The organism is Pseudomonas sp. G5001 (genome assembly GCF_013385475.1).
In the GTDB taxonomy this organism is placed as follows: domain Bacteria; phylum Pseudomonadota; class Gammaproteobacteria; order Pseudomonadales; family Pseudomonadaceae; genus Aquipseudomonas.
The window spans coordinates 1-20,593 of sequence record NZ_JACAPZ010000019.1 but is presented as its reverse complement, the minus strand read 5'-3'; the positions used below and the strand labels follow the sequence as shown (position 1 = coordinate 20,593).

Here is a 20,593-nt window from a genome sequence, read left to right as displayed (position 1 = left end):
TGATCACGGCCAATTCGCAGACAGCGGATTGGCCGTTTTTTTTGCCAGGGAATTAGGGATTGAACACCAAGCCTGAGAGCGACACCACGCCGAACCGTGCACAAGACTTGCTGGCCGGCCTGTCCATCGCCGGCCTGTTGCTGCCCGAGGCCGTGGCCTATTCCAGTATCGCCGCGTTGCCGCCCCAGGCGGGCGTGATCGCCTTGTTTGCCGGATTGTTGTGCTACGGCCTGTTTGGCACCAGCCGCTTCGCGATTGTCTCTGCCACATCGTCCTCGGCAGCGGTGCTGGCGGCGGCCACGGCAACGCTGGCGGGGGATGACCCGGCACTCAGGCTGAGCCTGGCAATGGGCCTGGTACTGGTGACGGGGGCGTTTTTCCTGTTGGCCGGGATGCTCAAGCTGGGCGGGCTGACCTCGTTTATCGCCAAGCCGGTGTTGCGTGGCTTTGCCTTTGGCCTGGCGCTGACGATCATCCTCAAGCAGTTGGCCAGCGTGGTGGGCGTGCACCTGACCGACAACAACCTGATTCGCTTCCTGCCCCAGCTCCTGGAGCAACTGCCGCGCTGGAACTGGGCCGCCGCTGCCGTCGCGGGCGTCGCGTTGCTGCTGCTCTGGCTATGCGCGCGAGTTCGGCGCCTGCCGGGCGGGTTGCTGGTGGTGATCCTCGGGATTGCCGCCGGCCAGTGGCTGGATCTGCAGGCCCATGGCGTGGCGTTGATCGGCGTCATCGACCTGCGCCTGGAACTGGCGCATTTGCCGGTATTGCCGTTCGCCGACTGGCTGCGCCTGGGAGAGTTGGCGTTTGCCATGGTGATGATTCTTTACGCCGAGTCCTACGGCTCCATCAGCTCCTTCGCCCTCAAGCATGGTGATCGCGTGTCATCCAACCGTGACCTGCTGGCGCTGGGGGCCGCCAACCTGCTGTCCGGGCTGTTCCAGGGCATGCCCACCGGCGCCGGGTATTCGGTGACATCGGCCAATGAGGCGGCGGGAGCCAACTCGCGGCTGGCGGGCGCCGTGGCGGCGCTGGTGGTGTTGGCGATCGTGCTGACGGTGCTGCCGCTGGTGGCATTGACGCCGGAGCCGGTGCTTGCCGCCATCGTCATTTACGCCTTGGGCCGTGGCTTGAGCCTGCAGCCCCTGGGCCGCTATTTCTCCTGGAGGCGCGACCGGTTGCTGGTGATTTGCGCGGTGGCGGCGGTGTTGGTGCTGGGGGTGCTGGATGGGTTATTGGTGGCGGTCGGGATCAGCGTGGTGTTGATGTTGCGCCAGATGTCGTCGGCGGACGTGCGCGAGTTGGGGCGCATTGACGGCGGACATGATTTTGTCGACTTGCTGCATCACCCGAGCGCCGAACGGATCCCCGGTGTGCTGATCGTGCGGCCCAGTGAAGCGCTGTTCTTCGCGAATGCCGAGCGAGTGTTGGGGGCGGTGTTGAGCCTGATGCGGCACGCTACGTTACCGGTGCACACGGTAGTGCTCAGCCTGGAAGAATCCCCCGACCTGGACGGCACCAGCATCGAGGCATTGCAGGCGTTTTTCGTACAGGTGCGAGGGGAGGGCAAATGCCTGGTGCTGGCCCGCGTACGGCATGAGGCGCAGGAGGTGTTGCAGACGCTGCCTGAGGCGTGTGCGCCCCAGGTGCTGATCAGCGGGTTGAGTGTCGATGGTGCAGTGCAACTCGCGTTGCAACCCACCGCCTGAATGCAAAAAGCCCCGACTGGTCGGGGCTTTTTATTGACGCGAGCTTACCTGCGGCGGAACAACGGCAACGGTTCATCCGTCGCGGCCTGGTACGTCACCGAGAAATCCTTGAGGCTTTCCAGCGCTTCATACGGGTCTTTGTCCGCGCGCAAGGCGAAGGCATCGAACCCGCAGCGGCGCAGGTAGAACAACTGGTCGCGCAGCACATCGCCAATCGCCCGCAGCTCGCCCTTGTAACCATAACGGTCACGCAGCAGGCGGGCGTTGGAGTAGTTGCGACCGTCGGTGAAGGCCGGGAAGTTCAGGGCGATGACCTGGAAGTGCTCCACGTCATCACCGATCTCTTCGGCTTCTTCATCGGCGTCCAGCCACACACCCAGGCCGCCGTCGCGGGCCTTGAGGGCGTGGGCGTGCTCGCGCCACAGGGCCAGCGGCACGATCAGGTCGTCGCAATTGGAGATGCCATCGAAGCTCGCATCCTTGGGCAGCAGGTGCCAGGTTTCGTCGAGGACTTCGTTGTTCTTAATGATTCGCTGCATAGACGCGCTCCTTGAACAGGTCAATGCCGATGCGCTGGTAAGTGTCGATGAAACGCTCATCTTCGGTGCGCTGTTCAACGTACACGTCGATCAGCTTGCCGATCACGTCAGGCATGGCTTCCTGGGCGAAGGACGGGCCGAGGATCTTGCCCAGGCTCGCATCGCGGCTGGCGCTGCCACCCAGGGACACTTGGTAGAATTCTTCGCCTTTCTTGTCCACGCCCAGGATGCCGATGTGGCCGACGTGGTGGTGACCACAGGCGTTCATGCAACCGGAGATGTTCAGGTCCAGCTCGCCGATGTCGAACAGGTAGTCCAGGTCGTCGAAACGGCGCTGGATCGATTCGGCAATCGGGATCGACTTGGCGTTGGCCAGGGAGCAGAAGTCGCCGCCCGGGCAGCAGATGATGTCGGTCAGCAGGCCGATGTTCGGCGTGGCAAAACCCTGCTCGCGCAGCTCGCCCCACAGGGTGAACAGTTGAGACTGTTCAACATCGGCGAGGATGATGTTCTGCTCGTGGGAGGTGCGCAGCTGGCCGAAGCTGTAGCGCTCGGCCAGGTCGGCGACGCCGTCCAGTTGCTTGTCGGTGATGTCACCCGGTGCAACACCGGTAGGTTTCAGCGACAGGGTCACGGCCACATAGCCCGGCTTTTTGTGGGCCAGGGTGTTGCGGGTGCGCCAGCGGGCGAAACCCGGGTGCTGCGCATCGAGCTCGGCCAACGCGGCGTCCTGATTGCTCAGGGCCTTGTAGTCCGGGTCGACGAAGTGTTTGGCAACGCGGTGCACTTCGGCGTCGGTCAGGGTGGTCTGGCCGCCGCGCAGGTGTTCCATCTCGGCGTCGACTTTCTGGGCGAACACCTCGGGGGTCAGCGCTTTTACCAGGATCTTGATCCGGGCCTTGTACTTGTTGTCACGACGGCCGTAGCGGTTGTAGACCCGCAGGATCGCGTCGAGGTAGCTCAACAGGTCCTGCCACGGCAGGAATTCGTTGATGAAGGCACCCACTACCGGCGTACGACCGAGGCCACCGCCGACGAGCACACGGAAGCCCAACTCGCCCGCCGCGTTATGCACCGGCTCCAGGCCGATATCGTGCACTTCGATGGCGGCGCGGTCCGAGGTCGAGCCATTGATGGCGATCTTGAACTTGCGCGGCAGGTAGGCGAATTCCGGGTGGAAGGTGGTCCATTGACGGACGATTTCACACCATGGGCGGGGGTCGATCAGCTCGTCAGCGGCAACGCCGGCGAACTGGTCGGTGGTCACGTTGCGCAGGCAGTTACCGCTGGTCTGAATGGCGTGCATCTGCACGGTGGCCAATTCAGCCAGGATGTCCGGCACGTCTTCCAGCGCCGGCCAGTTGAACTGAACGTTCTGGCGAGTACTGATGTGGGCATAGCCCTTGTCGAAGTCGCGGGCAATCTTGGCCATCATGCGCGTCTGACGGGAAGTCAGTTGGCCATAAGGCACGGCAACCCGCAGCATCGGCGCAAAGCGCTGAACATAAAGGCCATTTTGCAGGCGCAGAGGGCGGAACTCTTCTTCGCTCAGTTCACCTGCCAGATAGCGTCGGGTCTGATCACGGAACTGCTTGACGCGGTCCTCGATGATGCGCTGATCGTATTCGTCGTATACGTACATATAGGTCCTGTTCTCGGCAAATCTGCGCGCACGGCCGCGCACTCCCAACGGAGCCGGCGCACGATACCAGTTTGCGTTTATGCGCAAAAGTGATGTTTGAGTATATGCAAATAACCAAATGGCCTAATGAGAACGGTTATCGCGATACCCACATTTGTCATGCGGGCAATCATGAACTTTACTGTGCTCGTGTCTTTGTGCAATCACCTATAAAACCGACAAGAGGCGATGCTATGAGCAATCCGACCAAAGCCCGCAAAAGTGACAGCAGTGTCGATGCGTGGGCCATTCTGTTCTTGATTATCCTGGTGGTTTCCACTGCCGTGTTCTGGGTCAGCCATCAATAAAAGGGCGTTATCGAGCCTTGTTGTCGACAATCGGCAATTAGCCGAGATTGACCGGCCTGATGCCATTATCATGGGCCGTCATTCCGAAGGGCTCAGGCAACGATGTTGAAGGTTCTCTGCAAGTGCTTGCTGGTGCTGAGCATGCCGTTCTGGGCCATCGCCCAGGCGACGTCGGTGGTGTTTCTCAACCCTGGCAATTCGACCGAGACCTTCTGGGTCAGCTACGCGCAATTCATGCAGGCCGCCGCCAGGGACCTCGGCCTGGATTTGCGTGTGCGCTATTCCGAGCGCAACCCCGAGACCACGCTGGTGCAGGCCCGTGAAGCCCTGCAAGGCGCCGAGCGCCCGGACTACCTGGTGCTGGTCAACGAGCAGTACATCGCCCCACAGATCTTGCGCCTGGCCCAGGGCAGCGGGGTCAAGCTGCTGATCGTCAACAACGCGCTGACCGCGGACCAGACTCAACTGCTGGACGCCGGCAAATACCCTGACTGGATCGGCAGCATGGTCGCCGACGACGAACAGGCGGGCTACTTGATGCTCACCCAGTTGTTGCGCCTGCATGGGCCTGTCGCCCCCGGCCAGACCCTCGACCTGATCGCGTTCTCCGGGGCCAAGACCACTCCCGCCGCGCAACTGCGCGAGCAAGGCTTGCAGCGCGCCCTGGCGGATCATCCGCAGGTGCGCCTGCGCCAGTTGGTGTATGGCGAGTGGAGTCGCCAGCGCGCTTTCGACCAGGCCACGCAGTTATTCAAACGCTACCCGCAGACCGCGCTGGTGTGGGCGGCCAACGATGAAATGGCGCTGGGGGCAATGGATGCACTCAAAGGCAGCGGGCGCACGCCGGGCACGGACGTGTTGTTCAGCGCGGTCAACAGTTCGCCCGAAGCGTTGCAGGCGCGCCTTGAGGGGCGCCTGAGTGTGCTGGTGGCCGGGCATTTCACCCTTGGCGGCTGGGCGATGGTGGTGCTGCATGACGATGCCCGCGGCCTGGGCATGGCGCAGTACGGTGGGCGTGAGCGCAAGCTTGGGCTCTTTCGATTGATTGATCCGCCACAAGCCTCGCGCCTTTTAGAGATGCAGGGGCGCGAGGACTACGGCGTCGACTTTCGAGCACTGTCAGCCCAGGGCAAGCCAGCCACCTATCGCTACCCGTTCAGCCTGCAACTGCTGATGCATTGACCGGCTTCAAACACCGGCCAGGTGCAGCACCAGCTTGACGATGCCAAACAGGGTCAAGGCAAACACGGCGGTAAACACAATACCCAGGATGACAAAGTGGCTGGGCTTGCCATGGGTAAAGTCGCGGGCGCGATTCTTCCCGCTCTGCACCCCGAAGGCGGCTGCCATCACGCTGTGAAGCATCTGCCAGAAAGTCGGTGGCTTGTTGTTGGAATCGTCCATAAAGGCCTCGCGGTAGGGATCAAACCCATGGATGAGGATAGCCAAGTTCCCGCAAAACACCGGCTGTAGCTATCTACCGCCCTGGCGGTTGGCCCGTTCGCTGTACTGGGACTCCTTAACAGAGTCATCAGGAACGAGCGCATGCCAACCTTACCCGCCCCGACAGAGCAGGGGCTACACACCGCATTGATCAAGAACAGCTTGCCCGGCTGGATTGCCCGCAGCGCGGCTGCGGACATCCGACGCTTGAAGCCGGGCCTGCTGCCCGGGCGCGTCCCCGAGGATGCACCACCTGCCTGGCTCAGTAACGCGCCCCAGGGGTTGCGCCAGGCATTCGCCGACAGCCAGTGGGCCAGTCGCCGCGCCCACGAGCGGCTGGCCAAGACTCTCGACGGCCTCAAGGGCATCACCGAGTTCGCCCAGCCGCTGCTGGAAGACGCCTGGCGCAAACGGTTCGGTGAGGTACCGGACGTCCACAAGCACCAGTTGCACTACCTGCGTTACCGTCAGGTGCCGCAACAGCATTCGCTGTTGCAGGCAGCATTGCTCAACTTTGAAGGCAATGAAGACTTTGCCGATATCGCCCTTGAGCAAACCAGCGCGCTGGCCCCCGAAGGGGCGTTGTTCACCGAGTACTACGGCGAAATTCTGAACGACCATTCACGCCGGGCCCGCTATCGCTACCGCGAAAAGCTCGCCGTCACCCCGGACCAGTTTGCCGCGCTCTGCCGCACGCTGGACCTGGGCCGGCAATACCAGGCGCATTTGCAACAAGTGTTCGAGGAGGCGGGCACCAAGGCCGTGGTGCGCGAGCAGATGATCGACGCGCACAAGAAACTGCTGGCCGTCAGGCTGCACACGGCGCGGATGAAGAACGAAGTCAGCGACAGTGCCTATGCCATGCTCAACGCCTTGCTGGCCGGTACCGAACGGCCGCAGTTGGATGGCAAGCCCGTTGCCTGCAGCCAATTGGCGATTCTCGGCTGCAAGGTGGGTGAAGTCGTACTGATCGGGCCGGGCGTCGGCGCGATGGCAGATGCCCGGCAGCCGTTGGGCTGGGGCACTGTGCTGGTGCCCGGCGCCTCGCTCGGGGAATTGCTGGTGCCGGCCGCGGCCGACCAGCGGCTGGTGGCGTGGATCCCCGGTGCGCCGTTGTGCCCGCTCAAGGAATACCCGTCGATAAAGGCGTTCGAGGCGGAACTGGCGATCAACCTGCGCTCCCCGGAGTATCAGCGGCTGTTTGCCAGCCTGGTGCCGCAAGACGAAGCCGCGGCTTTCCTGCAACGACTGAAGACCAAGCTCTTTACCTTCGAGTGGAATTCCAGAGGCTACATGGAGCAGGTCTACGACCCGAACATCAACCTGGCGCGCCGCGAAAGCCTGATCAGTGGCGAGCTGTTCGGAGCGCTCTATGACAACCACCTGCAACGCCTGAAAGATAACGCCAGAACGCTCGCCGTACCCACCGCCGAGGCGGATCGCAAGGCTGCCCAGGAACGCCACGAACATTGGCTGAGTATTGGCTTGAATGTGCTGAACATGGCGGCCTTTGTCGTGCCCGGCCTGGGGGAGGTGATGCTGGCGGTTACGGCTGTGCAGCTGGGCCTGGAGGTCTACCATGGCATCGAGGCGTGGAAGGAAGGCGACATCGATGCCGCCTGGGGACATCTGGAGTCGGTGGCGCTGAACGTGGCCTTCATGGCCGCCCTCGGCGGTTCGACGGCCCTGGCCGGTCGCGCGCCGAAAATCCAGGTGTCCCGCTGGGTGGATGGCCTGGTACCGGTCAAACTGCCCAGTGGTGAGGCTCGGCTGTGGAAACCGGACCTGGCGCCGTACCGCAGCGAGGTGGTGCTGGCCCCGGCTCTCAAGCCCAATGCCCGGGGCCAGTACGAGACAGGCGGCAAGATTTATGTGCGTATCGGCGAAAACCTGCATGAAAAGGTCTTCGACAGCCGAATCCGCAAGTGGCGGATCAAACACCCGGATAATCCCGAGGCTTACCAACCGATCCTTGAACACAACAACGCCGGTGCCTGGCGGCATGTGCATGAGCAGCCCTTCAAATGGGACCGCCTGACCCTGTTGCGACGACAGGGGCCTGCTACTGAAGAATTCTCTGATACGACACTGGGCATTATTGGGGATATCAGTGGGGTCCAGGATGACGTGTTGCGCAAGGCGTATATCGAAGGCAGGCCGCTGCCCGCCGTGCTGGCCGATACCCTGGAGCAGTTCCGCAGCCAGCCAGTGGCGGATACGGCGCCGCTGGCTGGCGAAGAGGCGGTGCTGCAACGGCGCTTCCCTGGATTGTCGAGGCGAGCCATCCAGGAAATTCTTGATACCGCCAGCGAACAGGAGCGCTTGCAACTGCGCAGTCAGCGTGGAGCCTCGGCGCGCCTGGACAATGCCGCTCGCCGCGCAGTCCAACAAGGCCGCCTGAGCCGTGCCCTGGCGGGGCTGCATCGTCAGGCCGACGCCGGTGCCGACACTGACCGCCTGGCCCTGCATTGCCTGCAACACTTGCCGGGCTGGCCCACCAATCTGCGCCTGGAAGTGCGCTTTCAGGCTGTCGAAGGACCGTTACTGAACAGCATTGGCCCGCAAGATGCGCCGCTGCGCAGATACCTGGTCAAGCAGGGCGAAGCCTTCCAGGCCTACGACGAGCGCGGTGTCGCGCTGAACAGCCGGACCACCGGGCGGCGTAATTTCTTCCAGTCCGTCGTGCATGCGATCCCCGCTGCGGCCCGACCTGGCCTGGACATGCCCGTGGCGACCCTGGACCGGGAACTGCAACAGGCGGTGGCCAGTTATGCCACCCGCCGCCGTAGCCAAATGTCCAATGTGCTCGGCCTGCGCGCACCGCGTTCGCGACCCGTGTTGACGGGGGCGGGGGGCGTCCTGGGTTACCCGTTGAGCGGTCGGGGCAAAGGCTTTGACGTGGATGCATCGCTGACGGCGAGGGTGCAGGCGCTCTATCCGAACCTCAACGCCGGGCAGGCCAGCGATTTTGTCCTGAGCCGATTGCAGGCCGGTGAAAGCGCCCAACAGATCTTCACCCTGCTGGGAAACCGCCAGCGTGAGTTCGACCTGTTGCAGGCAGAGCTTGATCAGTGGACCGCCGCTGCAGCCGGGCAGGCGGGCGGGGCCAGCCAGCAACAACGGGTAGCGGCTGACATCATCGGTTGCTGGCGCCAGGGCATTTACCGCGAGCGGCCGCCCCAGAGCATTCTGTCGTTGGGCAGCGTGACGGACCTTCCGCGCCTGAGTGCAGACTTTTCCCATGTGCAGGCGCTGAGCGCACATGCCGAGCTTTTGTTGGGTGATCAGGGCGTGCGCCTGGCCGATCAGTTTTCCCGGGTGCGACACCTTGAGGTTTTTTTTGACGCAACGCCGGGCACCGGACTGGTCGACGGGCTGAACCGCTTCGTCGATCTCAACCAACTGACGTTGAATGGTCGGGACGTGGCCTATTCGGTCCCCTTCATTCAACGCCTGGGGGCAATGGAGCGCTTGCGCAACCTGTCCGTCGCGGGGCTTTCGCAAAACCTGGACGTCAGCCCCCTCACGCACCTGCGCTCGTTGCGCATGGAGGGCTCGGTGCAGGAGTGGCCACAGGGGGTGACGTCACTTGAGCACCTTGAGAGGCTCGACCTGTGGCGAACAAACATCCGTTCGGTACCCCCGTCGATGCTCATCGGGCATGAACGATTGTGGCGCGGCCTGAACCTGCGGTGGGCCGCGTTTGACCGCCGGGAATTCATGGCGGTGTATGAACATGTGCGGGGCAATCCGGCTCACCTGCTCAATGAGCAAGCCCTGGTGCAGGGTTACTGTGAAGGCGTGATGGACCGCTTGAAAAATGTGCACTGGGGGTTTGGCATAGACGTTGTCTCTCAGTTCCGGCAGCAGGGTCTGACCACTGAACAGATACTGGCTCGCACTCACCAGGTACTCGACGAACAGCTCGCCCTGAGCCGGGACCTGCAGGAGTGGGCGGCCAGGGAGTTGCGGGTTGACCGCCGGCAGGTGGATGTCTTTTACCGCCAGCGCGCCGCCGAGCGGCTCCTGGACAGTTGGCGTGAAGGCCTGGGGCCGCGGCTTGCGCCGTCGGGCATGTCGGCGCGCTCCAACCTGCCGACCGCCACACTGAACCTGTCGGGGGGCGTGCTGGGCGACTTGCCCGGGTTGCCGGCGGCCGCGTTCGCCCATGTCAAACAGGTCAACCTGAGCGGCACCCGGGTTTCGATTGAGGCGCTGAATGACTTTCTCGGCGCATTCAACGCCATTGAAGACTTGAACCTCAGTGCCAGCAACCTGGCACAGCTGCCGTCGGCCCTGGACAACTTCACCGCCCTGCGCCAGTTGGATCTTTCCCACAACCAACTGAGCATCATCCCGTCCATCCAGCAACGCTTGAGCCGCCTGACGGCTCTTGAAACCCTGGACTTGCAATACAACCGTGTCGCGAGCCTGGATCTGCGTGGCCTCAACGCCTTGCGCCACTTGAACCTCAGCCGCACTGGAATCACCGAATGGCCTGAGGGTGTCCTGGACTTGCCAGTCCTGGAGAGCCTGGACCTGAGCCACAGCGCTATCACCCGGGTGCCCGCCCAGGCGCTCACCGGCCACGACACGCTGATGCTCAAGAGCAACCTGCGGGGTTGCCGACTGACTGCCCGGGCCTGCGCCGACATCCTGGCCTTTGCGCAACGCACCCTGCGGGAAAATCCATTGGGCCTTGATGTGGAATTACTGCCGTTGGTGGGGCCGGAAATCTACCTGCACAAGCCGCTGGGCATTCCCCAGGAACAGCTGCGCATCGGCCGGACCGGCGGCGATCCGGAGTATTTCCCGGTCAGGGTCACCGACGACCCCGGCCAGTTGCTGTTGCCCCTGCACGTCGAGAACGTCGACGCGCAAGCACGCCTCACTCCGGCGGCGCGCCTGCAACAACTGGATCCTGCCTTGAGCAGTGCCCAGGCGGTGGCGCGCCTTGATGAATGGCTGGCCGCCGGCCTGGGCGCCACCGGCGTCGACACACGCCTGGTGCAGTTGCGCGCCGAGCATCAACGCTTGAGCCGGGTGTTGAACAGTTGGATCGACATCGAAGGTTATCGCGAGGGGGGCGGCTGGGTCAGTGCCCTCGACCGTCGTCGTGCCGCCGGCCGGCTCCTTGAAAGCTGGCGCCACAACCTGCGTGCCCGGCCCGAGGTGCCGCCGGTGGACGGGCGCGAGGTACTGGACCTGTCCGGGTTGTATCTGGGCGACCTGCCGACGTTGCCGGCTTCAATGAGCCACGTCAGCGTGCTCGACCTCACCGAGGTGAAGCTGACGGAGCAGGGGTCCAATGGGTTCCTGGGCAGTTTCCCCCACCTGCGCCGGCTTGTGCTCAACAAGAATGGCCTGGCGCACCTGCCCGAGGTGATCAACCAATACACGGCGCTGACTCATCTCGAAGCCACCTACAATGATTTGCGCGACGCTGTGGAGCTACAGGCACTGCTCGGCCCATTAAGTGCGCTGGAATGGCTCGACCTTGGCGAAAACACCCTGGCCAGCCTGGATGTCAGCGGCCTGCGCGGGCTGACAAACCTGGACCTGCACAACAACGTCCTGGAGGAATGGCCGGCCGGGGCATTGGAACTGCCGCGACTGCGCACCCTCGACCTCAGCAATAACCAGATCGAGACCATCCCGGACGATGCCCTGTTGCCTCGCCACAACCTCCTGATGAGCAACACCAACCTGACGGACAACGGGCTGGAAGAACGCGTGTTCGAGCGCCTGAGCGACTTCCTCGAGGAAACGGGGTTCGGCCTGGGCTATACCCGGGAGCAAATTGATCGCGAGCTCGATGGCTTCCTCCTCAGTACCAGTCACGAGGAAGCGGATCTGAGCGGTGAGCTGCATCCGGAGCTGCTGACGCCCGCAGCACAGAAGGCCCAGTGGTTTGCTGGCGTGGCGGCCGACTCCAGCAAACACGCAGTCTGGGAGTCGCTCAAGAGCGCTGACGACAGTGAGGATTTCTTCTACATCATTTCCCAGCTGAAAAACGCCCAGGACTTCATCACCGACCGCCCTGAGTTGACGCGCCGGGTATGGGAGGTGCTGGAGGCCGCCGAGCAACGTCCGGCGTTGCGCGAGCAACTGTTCGGCAAGGCTCGCGGCATGCGGATCAACGCGACCTGCGGTGACGGCTGGATCCTGCTGTTCAGCGACCTTGAAGTCAGTGTCTATGAGTTCAAGGCCCTGGAAACCGTGGAACCCGGAAAAGAAGGCGCGGCGCTGTTCAAGCTGGCCAGAAGCATGATCCGCCTGGAACAGACTGAAGCCACCGCCAGCCGCGTGGTCAGCCTAAAGCCCAGTGTTGACCCGGCGGAAATTCGCCTGGCCTACCGCATCGGCCTGGCCCAACGCCTGGAGTTGCCGCGCCAGCCGTCCGGCATGCTGTACCGCAACCTTTCCCAAGTGAAACAGGCCGATATCGACCAGGCCTACGCCAGCATCATCGGCCGGGAGGCGACCGAGGCGTTCACGGCCGATCTGGTCACGCGCCAGTACTGGGTCGACTACGTGCAGAAGCAATACGCCGCCGACTTTACGACGCTGGCCCAGACCCAGGCCCGCGAGGCTGAAGCCCTGGAGGATCGCTATCCGGCGTTTGGTGCGCAGTACGAGGCGCAAGCCGTGGTATTGGCCAAGCAAAGGACTGAGCAACGCCAGGCCCTGCTGATTCGCCTGTCCGTACAGGAGAGAGCGACGTTGGGGCTATAAGACGCACCGCGGCAGGCCCGAAAGCGGGCCTGCCGCATATCAGTTGTCGTAACCCAGGTTCGGCGCCAGCCAGCGTTCGGTCACGCTCAGGTCCTGCTCCTTGCGGGCGGTGTAGCTGGCGACCTGGTCCTTGTCGATCTTGCCCACCGCAAAGTACTGCGCTTGCGGGTGAGCGAAGTACCAGCCGCTGACGGCTGCTGCCGGGAACATCGCGTAGTGCTCGGTCAGGAACACGCCGCTGCGGCCGGCGTGCATCTCCCGGGCTTCAGGGTCCAGCAGTTGGAACAACTGGGCCTTCTCGGTGTGATCCGGGCACGCCGGGTAACCCGGGGCAGGGCGGATACCGCTGTACTGCTCCTTGATCAGCGCTTCGTTATCCAGCACTTCGTCCTTGGCGTAGCCCCAGTGCTCTTTACGCACCTGCTGGTGCAGCCACTCGGCGCAGGCTTCGGCCAGGCGGTCGGCCAGGGCCTTGACCATGATCGAGTTGTAGTCGTCGCCGGCGTCCTGGTAGGCCTTCGCCACTTCTTCAGCGCCGATGCCAGCGGTGGTGATGAAGCCACCGATGTAGTCGGTTACGCCGCTGTCCTTGGGTGCGACGAAGTCGGCCAGGGAGAAGTTCGGCTTGCCGTCGGTCTTGATGATCTGCTGGCGCAAATGGTGCAGCCTGGCAATCGGCTGGCCGTCATCGCCGTAGACTTCCAGGTCATCGTCCTGCACCTGGTTGGTCGGCCAGAAACCGAACACCGCGCGGGCGCTGATGAGTTTTTCGTCGATCAGCTTCTTGAGCATGTCCTGTGCGTCGGCGTACAGCGCCGTCGCCGCTTCACCCACCACTTCATCGGTGAGGATGCGCGGGAACTTGCCGGCCAGGTCCCAGGAGATGAAGAACGGTGTCCAGTCGATGTACTCGGCCAGGACGTTGAGGTCGATATTGTCCAGCACCTTGGCGCCGGTAAACGTCGGCTTGACCGGCGTGTAGCTGTTCCAGTCGAACTGCGGCTTCTTGGCGATGGCGGCCGGGTAGCTCAGGCGCTCGGTGCGCGCGCTGCGGTTGGAGGTGCGCTCGCGCACGTCGATGTATTCCAGGCGGGTCTTCTCGACGAACGCCGGCTTCAATTCCTTGGACAGCAATTGCGTCGCCACGCCCACGGCGCGGGAGGCGTCGGTGACGTAGATCACCGCGTCGTTGCTGTATTTGGGCTCGATCTTCACGGCCGTGTGGGCCTTGGAAGTGGTGGCGCCACCGATCATCAGCGGCAGGTGGAAATCCTGGCGCTGCATCTCGCGGGCGACGTGCACCATCTCGTCCAGGGACGGAGTGATCAGCCCGGACAGGCCGATGATGTCGCACTTCTGCTCCTTGGCCACCTGCAGGATTTTCTCGGCCGGGACCATCACGCCCAGGTCGACGATGTCATAGCCGTTGCAACCCAGCACCACGCCGACAATGTTCTTGCCGATGTCGTGCACGTCGCCCTTCACCGTGGCCATCAGGATCTTGCCCTTGGCTTCCGGCTTGTCGCCTTTTTCCAGCTCGATGAACGGGATCAAGTGGGCCACGGCCTGCTTCATCACCCGGGCGGATTTCACCACCTGAGGCAGGAACATTTTGCCGGCGCCGAACAGGTCGCCGACGATGTTCATGCCGGACATCAGCGGGCCTTCGATCACCTCGATCGGGCGCGCGAACGACTGCCGGGATTCCTCGGTGTCTTCGACGATGTGGGTGGTGATGCCCTTGACCAGCGCGTGTTCCAGGCGCTTGTTGACTTCCCAGCCGCGCCATTCTTCGGTCTCGGCTTCCTTGACGCTGCCGTCGCCCTTGTACTTGTCGGCAATGGCGAGGAGGGCGTCGGTGCCTTCCGGGGTGCGGTTGAGCACCACGTCTTCCACCGCGTCACGCAGCTCGGCCGGGATCTGGTCGTAGATCTCCAGCTGGCCGGCGTTGACGATACCCATCGTCAGGCCGTTGCGGATCGCATACAGCAGGAACACCGAGTGGATCGCTTCACGCACCGGGTTGTTGCCGCGGAACGAGAACGACACGTTGGACACGCCGCCCGAGGTCAGCGCATACGGCAGCTCGTCGCGGATGTAGGCACAGGCGTTGATGAAATCGACGGCGTAGTTGTTGTGCTCTTCGATACCGGTGGCGACCGCGAAGATGTTCGGGTCGAAGATAATGTCTTCCGGCGGGAAGCCGACTTCATTCACCAGGATGTCGTAGGAGCGCTTGCAGATTTCTTTCTTGCGCGCTTCGGTGTCGGCCTGGCCGGCTTCGTCGAACGCCATCACCACTACCGCCGCGCCGTAGCGCTTGCACAGCCTGGCGTGGTGAATGAACTGTTCCACGCCTTCCTTCATGCTGATGGAGTTGACGATGCCCTTGCCCTGTATGCACTTCAGGCCGGCCTCGATCACTTCCCACTTGGATGAGTCGATCATGATCGGTACGCGGGAGATGTCCGGCTCGCCGGCAATCAGGTTGAGGAAGGTCACCATGGCCTTCTTCGAATCCAGCATGCCTTCGTCCATGTTGATGTCGATCACCTGGGCGCCGGCTTCCACCTGCTGCAGGGCGACTTCCAGGGCTTCGGTGTAGTTGTCTTCACGGATCAGGCGGGCGAAGCGGGCGGAACCGGTGATGTTGGTGCGCTCGCCGACGTTGACGAACAACGAGTTGCGATCAATGGTGAACGGTTCCAGGCCCGACAGGCGGCAGGCCTTCGGAATGTCCGGGATCGGGCGCGGTGCGTAACCGGCCACGGCCTTGGCGATGGCTTCAATATGGCCCGGGGTGGTACCGCAGCAACCACCGACGATGTTCAGGAAGCCGCTCTGGGCGAATTCTTCGATGACCTTGGCGGTTTCCGACGGCAGTTCATCGTACTCGCCGAATTCGTTGGGCAGGCCGGCGTTCGGGTGGGCGGAAACGTGGGTGTTGGCCTTGTTCGACAGCTCTTCCAGGTACGGACGCAGCTCGCTCGCGCCCAGTGCGCAGTTCAGGCCCACAGACAGCGGCTTGGCGTGGCTGACCGAGTTCCAGAAGGCTTCGGTGGTCTGGCCCGACAGGGTGCGGCCGGAGGCGTCGGTGATGGTGCCGGAGATCATGATCGGCAGTTCGACGTTCAATTCTTCGAACACGCCCTGTACGGCGAAGATCGCGGCCTTGGCGTTGAGGGTGTCGAAAATGGTTTCGATCAGGATCAGGTCGGCGCCGCCTTCGATCAGGCCTTTGGTGGCTTCGGTGTAGTTTTCCACCAGCTCATCGAAGGTCACGTTGCGGTAGCCGGGGTTATTTACGTCGGGCGACAGCGAGCAGGTACGGCTGGTCGGACCGAGCACGCCGGCGACGAAGCGCGGCTTGGCCGGGTTTTCCAGGGTCTTGGCGTCGGCGATCTTGCGCGCCAGGCGCGCGCCTTCTACGTTTAATTCGTAGGCGAGGTCTTCCATGCCGTAGTCGGCCATGGAAATGCGCGTGGCATTGAAGGTGTTGGTTTCCAGGATGTCGGCGCCGGCATCCAGGTAGGCTTTTTCGATGCCGCCGATCACGTCCGGACGGGTGATCACCAGCAGGTCGTTATTGCCCTTGACGTCGCTCGGCCAGTCGGCGAAGCGTTTGCCACGGTAGTCCTGCTCTTCCAGTTTATAGCTCTGGATCATCGTGCCCATGCCGCCGTCGAGGATCAGGATGCGTTCCTTGAGGGCTTGGTGGAGGGCTTGCAGACGAGCGCTACGATCGGGCATGGGACTACTCTGGTCAGGTATTACGGAGGGCGAAGATCATAACAAACCTGTGCGCTTTTAGAGCATGTGCTGGGTTTGCATGAATATCGCTCATGTTGGCGGGGGCGTTACATCGGTAGAATCGACGGGTTTTTCACTGCACGCATTGAATCGGGACCGGAAACATGTCACTTCGCCTCATCGTCAGCGCCGCGTTTGCGCTGTTCGCCCTTACCGCACAGGCAGAAGGTCCCGCCCCGGCGATCTCTTATACCCGTGACATCCAGCCGATCTTCACCGAGAAATGCGTGGCCTGCCACGCCTGCTACGACTCGGCCTGCCAGCTCAACCTGGGCAGTGCCGAAGGCGCCGCACGTGGCGCGACCAAGGTGCCGGTGTACGACGGCGAGCGCAGCCAGGCCAGCCAGCCCACCCGTTTGTTCTATGACGCCTTCGGCAAAGCCGCCTGGCAGCAAAAGGATTTCTACTCGGTACTCGACGCCCAGGGCAGCCAGGCCGCACTGATGGCGCGCATGCTGGAGCTGGGGCATAACGCGCCGCTTGCGCCCAACGCCAAGCTGCCCGACGACATCGTGCTGGGCCTGAGCCGCGAAAACACCTGCCCGATGCCGGGGGAGTTCAACGCCTACGCAGGTAACCACCCGAAGGAAGGCATGCCCCTGGCCGTCACCGGCCTGACCGACCAGCAGTACCAGACCCTGCAACGCTGGCTGGCCTCCGGCGCACCGATCGACGAACAAGGCCTGGCCCCGAGTGCCAAGGAAGCCTTGCAAGTGCAGCAATGGGAAAACCTGTTCAACCAGCCCGGGGCCCGGGAAAGCCTGGTGGCGCGCTGGTTGTTCGAGCACCTGTTCCTTGCTCACATCTACTTTGAAGGCGGCGAGCCGGGGCATTTCTTCCAGTGGGTACGCTCGCGCACCCCGAGCGGGCAGCCGATCGACCTGATCAACACCCGCCGCCCCAACGACGACCCGGGCACCCAGGTGTACTACCGCCTGTGGCCGGTGCAGGGGGTAATCGTGCACAAGACTCACATCACCTATCCGTTCAGCGCCGAGAAGATGGCCCGGATCAAGTCGCTGTTCTATACCGATGACTGGCAGGTGCAAGCCTTGCCGGGCTACGGGCCGGGCCGGCGCGCAAACCCGTTCGAGACCTTCGAGGCGATTCCGGCCAAGGCGCGCTACCAGTTCATGCTGGATAACGCCGAATACTTCGTGCGCACCTTTATTCGCGGGCCGGTATGCCGGGGCCAGATCGCGACAGACGTGATCCGCGACAACTTCTGGACCCTGTTCCAGGACCCCGACCACGACCTGTACATCACCGATGCCCGCTACCGCGGCCAGGCCACGCCGTTGCTGGCGATGCCGGGGCAGATTGACGATGTGGGCAGCGTGCTCAGCCTCTGGCTCAAATACCGCGACAAGCGCAACGAGTACGAGGCGTTGCGCCGGGACAGTTATGCCGACCTGCCGCCGCCGAGCTGGTCGAGCCTGTGGGCGGGCAACGACAACGCCTTGTTGAGCATCTTCCGTCACTTCGACAGCGCCTCGGTGACCAAGGGCTTGATTGGCGAAGTGCCGCAAACCCTGTGGCTGTTCGACTATCCGCTGCTGGAGCGCACCTACTACCAGTTGGCGGTGAATTTCGATGTGTTCGGCAACGTTTCCCATCAGGCCCAGACGCGCCTGTATTTCGACCTGATCCGCAACGGTGCCGAGCAGAACTTCCTGCGCCTGATGCCGGCGGACTCGCGGAATGACTTCCTTGACGATTGGTACCAGAACAGCGGCAAGGTCAAGCTGTGGCTGGACTATGAAGCCATCGACGATGACAAGCCCACGGGCCTCAAGCTCGATGAAAAGGACCCCAAGCGCGACTTCGCCAACCAGTTGCTGGCCCGCTACGGCGACCTGAACGCCAGCCCGGACCCGATCAACCGTTGCGTCAGCGCCTATTGCTCGCGTCCGGGCATTGACCCTGCGTTGCAGGACGCCGAACAGGCCCTGAGCCGCCTGACCAACCGCCCGGCGGCGGGGCTCAAGGTGATCGACCTGTTGCCGGAAGCGACCATGCTGCGCATCGAAACCCGCAGCGGCAAACGTGAGATGTACAGCCTGTTGCGCAACCGCGCCCACAGCAACGTGGCCTTTATGCTCGGTGAGGCTTATCGCTATCAGCCGGGCCTGGACACCGTGACCATTTATCCCGGCGTGCTGAGCAGCTACCCGAACTTCATGTTCAACATTCCGGCGCAGCAAGTGCCGGAGTTTGTCGCGGCCATGGAGAATGCCAAGGACGCCAATCGCTTCGAGAAGATTGTCGACCGCTGGGGCATCCGCCGCAGTCACCCGCAGTTCTGGCAGTACTTCCACGACCTGTCGCAGTACATCCGCGAAACCACGCCGGTGGAAGAGGGCGTGCTGGACATGAACCGCTACGAGAATCTTTGATCGACCTTTGACCGTCGACGGCTGTCCCAAGCCATAGGCACCTGAATAACCAGTGTCGAGGGTTGGGAGAGTGGGTCGACGATGTTGATTTCAGTACAGGCACTGCGCGCCCTGGCGGCCTGGACCGTGGTGGGTCATCACTTCATGCAGATTTTCTTTGGCTTTAAGGCCGATTCGGCGCTGGGCCACCTGTTTGTCGACAAAGGTGCGGCGGGCGTGGATGTGTTTTTTGTGATCAGCGGCCTGGTGATCTTCCTCTCCACCGAGAACAAACAGCTGCCGCCCTGGCGATTCCTGCTGTATCGCCTGCTGCGAATCGTCCCGGCCTACTGGTTCTACACGCTGTTGATGGCGCTGCTGGTGGTGTTTGCGCGGCCGGTGTTGCCGGACCAGAGCGTCGATGCGGCCCATGTGTTGATGTCCTTGTTGTTCATACCTTCCGAAAATCCCGGTGGTTATGGGGTGTACCCGACCTTGAACGTCGGCTGGACCCTGAACTACGAGATGCTCTTCTACGTGATGTTTGCGTGGGCGTTGCTGTTTCGCCGGCAGTGGCGGGTGCTGGTGGTGGGCGCGTTGTTGTTCGCGGTGTGCCAGGCGTGGACTTCTTTCGGCTGGATCAGCGATTTCTATCGTTCGGACATCGTGTATGAGTTCCTGCTGGGGATAGGCATCGGCATGCTCTACCGCAAGGGCTGGATTCGCCCCGGGCTGTGGCTTCCATTGCTGGGGATTGCGGGGGCATTGCTGGCGATCTATCACTGGCCGGCATCGCCGCGGGCCCTGTCCTGGGGCTTGCCGAGTGCGGTGCTGGTGGTGGCCTGTATCTCGATGGAACGCTATTTCGAGCGCAGCCGGCTGCTCAAGGTGATGGGGGATTGTTCCTACTCGGTCTATCTGATGCACGTGCTGGTGCTGTCGGCGGGTGGTTTTGTCGCCCAGCGTTATGGGGTTAACGCCTACGTGATGCTCGGCGTGTGCGTGGTGCTGATCGCCCTTGGGTCGCTGGCCAGCTACCACTGGCTGGAAAAGGGCAGCTATCGTCGGCTCAAAGGCTGGTTCGATGGCGACGAACGGTTGGTGCTTTCCCGACAAAAATACTAGGACTTTGTACCTCGGTAATAATTTGGCGTAAACTGCCGGCAAGCCTGCGAGGAGTTTCCATGACCGCCATAACCATTACCGACGCCGCCCACGATTACCTGGCTGATCTGCTGTCGAAGCAGAACACCCCGGGCATTGGCATCCGCGTCTTTATCACCCAGCCCGGCACCCAGTACGCTGAGACGTGCATTGCCTACTGCAAGCCGGGAGAAGAAAAACCTGAAGATACGGCGTTGGGGCTGAAAAGCTTCACGGCGTATATCGATGCGTTCAGTGAAGCGTTCCTTGACGATGCGGTGGTTGATTACGCCACTGATCGCATGGGTGGCCAACTGACCATCAAGGCGCCGAACGCCAAGGTGCCGAATGTTAATGCGGATAGCCCGATTAACGAGCGCATCAACTATTACCTGCAGACCGAGATTAATCCTGGGTTGGCCAGCCACGGTGGTCAGGTGAGTCTGATTGACGTGGTTGATGATGGTATTGCTGTGTTGAAGTTTGGTGGCGGTTGCCAGGGCTGCGGCCAGGCGGACGTGACCTTGCGTGAGGGTATTGAGCGTACGCTGCTTGAGCGGGTTCCGGAGCTCAAGGGTGTGCGGGATGTGACTGACCATACGCAGAAAGAAAACGCCTACTACTAAAGGGTGTTCGCTGCGGATGTGAAAAACGGCGCCCCGTGAGCGCCGTTTTTTTATGGTTTGGATTCAGTGGGTTGCGTTAGGGTTGTGAGGTTTTAGGTTAGGTATGTTGTGTACATATCCGTTATTTAGGTAACGGCGGCTTATGGTTCCGCTCTTACAGCGGGTCACTTTTGGCAAACGCCCCAAAAGTAACCAAAAGGTCTTTGCCCCACCACTCGGTGCCTCGC

Annotated in this window: 10 protein-coding genes; 6 read left to right on the top strand and 4 right to left on the bottom strand. The window is 62.4% G+C overall.

The window, feature by feature from the left end; all coding sequences use genetic code 11:
• Positions 1-59: 59 nt before the first annotated feature.
• The gene (locus HX805_RS17770; protein WP_177117127.1) at positions 60-1,706 is read left to right on the top strand and encodes a SulP family inorganic anion transporter; all 1,647 of its coding nucleotides are present in this window, start codon (positions 60-62) and stop codon (positions 1,704-1,706) included.
• A gap of 44 nt (positions 1,707-1,750) precedes the next feature.
• Here the strand turns inward: HX805_RS17770 and HX805_RS17765 are convergent, their stop codons facing one another.
• Positions 1,751-2,245 carry a DUF934 domain-containing protein gene (locus HX805_RS17765; RefSeq protein ID WP_003210798.1) on the bottom strand — a complete coding sequence of 165 codons (495 nt, stop codon included), beginning with the start codon at positions 2,243-2,245 and terminating at the stop codon, positions 1,751-1,753.
• Positions 2,229-3,887 (bottom strand): nitrite/sulfite reductase, encoded by a 1,659-nt coding sequence (locus tag HX805_RS17760; RefSeq protein WP_003210800.1) that lies wholly within the window; start codon positions 3,885-3,887, stop codon positions 2,229-2,231. The genes HX805_RS17765 and HX805_RS17760 overlap by 17 nt, the downstream gene beginning before the upstream one ends.
• 449 nt (positions 3,888-4,336) lie before the next feature.
• On the opposite strand from HX805_RS17760, the gene HX805_RS17755 reads away from it, so the two are divergent.
• Positions 4,337-5,416, top strand: coding sequence for an ABC transporter substrate-binding protein (locus tag HX805_RS17755; RefSeq protein WP_102604658.1), 1,080 nt, complete (start codon positions 4,337-4,339; stop codon positions 5,414-5,416).
• A 6-nt stretch (positions 5,417-5,422) separates the two neighbouring features.
• Here the strand turns inward: HX805_RS17755 and HX805_RS17750 are convergent, their stop codons facing one another.
• The gene (locus tag HX805_RS17750; protein ID WP_008432997.1) at positions 5,423-5,638 is read right to left on the bottom strand and encodes a DUF2970 domain-containing protein; all 216 of its coding nucleotides are present in this window, start codon (positions 5,636-5,638) and stop codon (positions 5,423-5,425) included.
• Between the two features lie 141 nt (positions 5,639-5,779).
• On the opposite strand from HX805_RS17750, the gene HX805_RS17745 reads away from it, so the two are divergent.
• A complete protein-coding gene (locus tag HX805_RS17745; RefSeq protein ID WP_256348188.1) occupies positions 5,780-12,412 on the top strand; it encodes an NEL-type E3 ubiquitin ligase domain-containing protein in 6,633 nt (2,210 codons plus the stop codon).
• A gap of 39 nt (positions 12,413-12,451) precedes the next feature.
• Here HX805_RS17745 and metH read toward each other — a convergent pair whose 3' ends face one another.
• Positions 12,452-16,162 (bottom strand): methionine synthase, encoded by a 3,711-nt coding sequence (metH, locus tag HX805_RS17740; RefSeq protein ID WP_177117126.1) that lies wholly within the window; start codon positions 16,160-16,162, stop codon positions 12,452-12,454.
• A gap of 164 nt (positions 16,163-16,326) precedes the next feature.
• Here metH and HX805_RS17735 point away from each other — a divergent pair, with 164 nt between their 5' ends.
• The 3 genes from HX805_RS17735 to nfuA all read left to right on the top strand — a co-directional run bounded on the left by HX805_RS17735 (position 16,327) and on the right by nfuA (position 20,366).
• A complete protein-coding gene (locus tag HX805_RS17735) occupies positions 16,327-18,618 on the top strand; it encodes a fatty acid cis/trans isomerase (protein ID WP_177117125.1) in 2,292 nt (763 codons plus the stop codon).
• Positions 18,619-18,699: 81 nt separating this feature from the next.
• Positions 18,700-19,722: an acyltransferase gene (locus HX805_RS17730; protein ID WP_177117124.1), complete on the top strand. Its 1,023-nt coding sequence runs from the start codon at positions 18,700-18,702 to the stop codon at positions 19,720-19,722.
• 59 nt (positions 19,723-19,781) lie between these two features.
• On the top strand, positions 19,782-20,366 hold the full coding sequence (nfuA, locus tag HX805_RS17725; protein WP_003210817.1) for a Fe-S biogenesis protein NfuA: 585 nt from the start codon (positions 19,782-19,784) through the stop codon (positions 20,364-20,366).
• Positions 20,367-20,593: the final 227 nt, after the last annotated feature.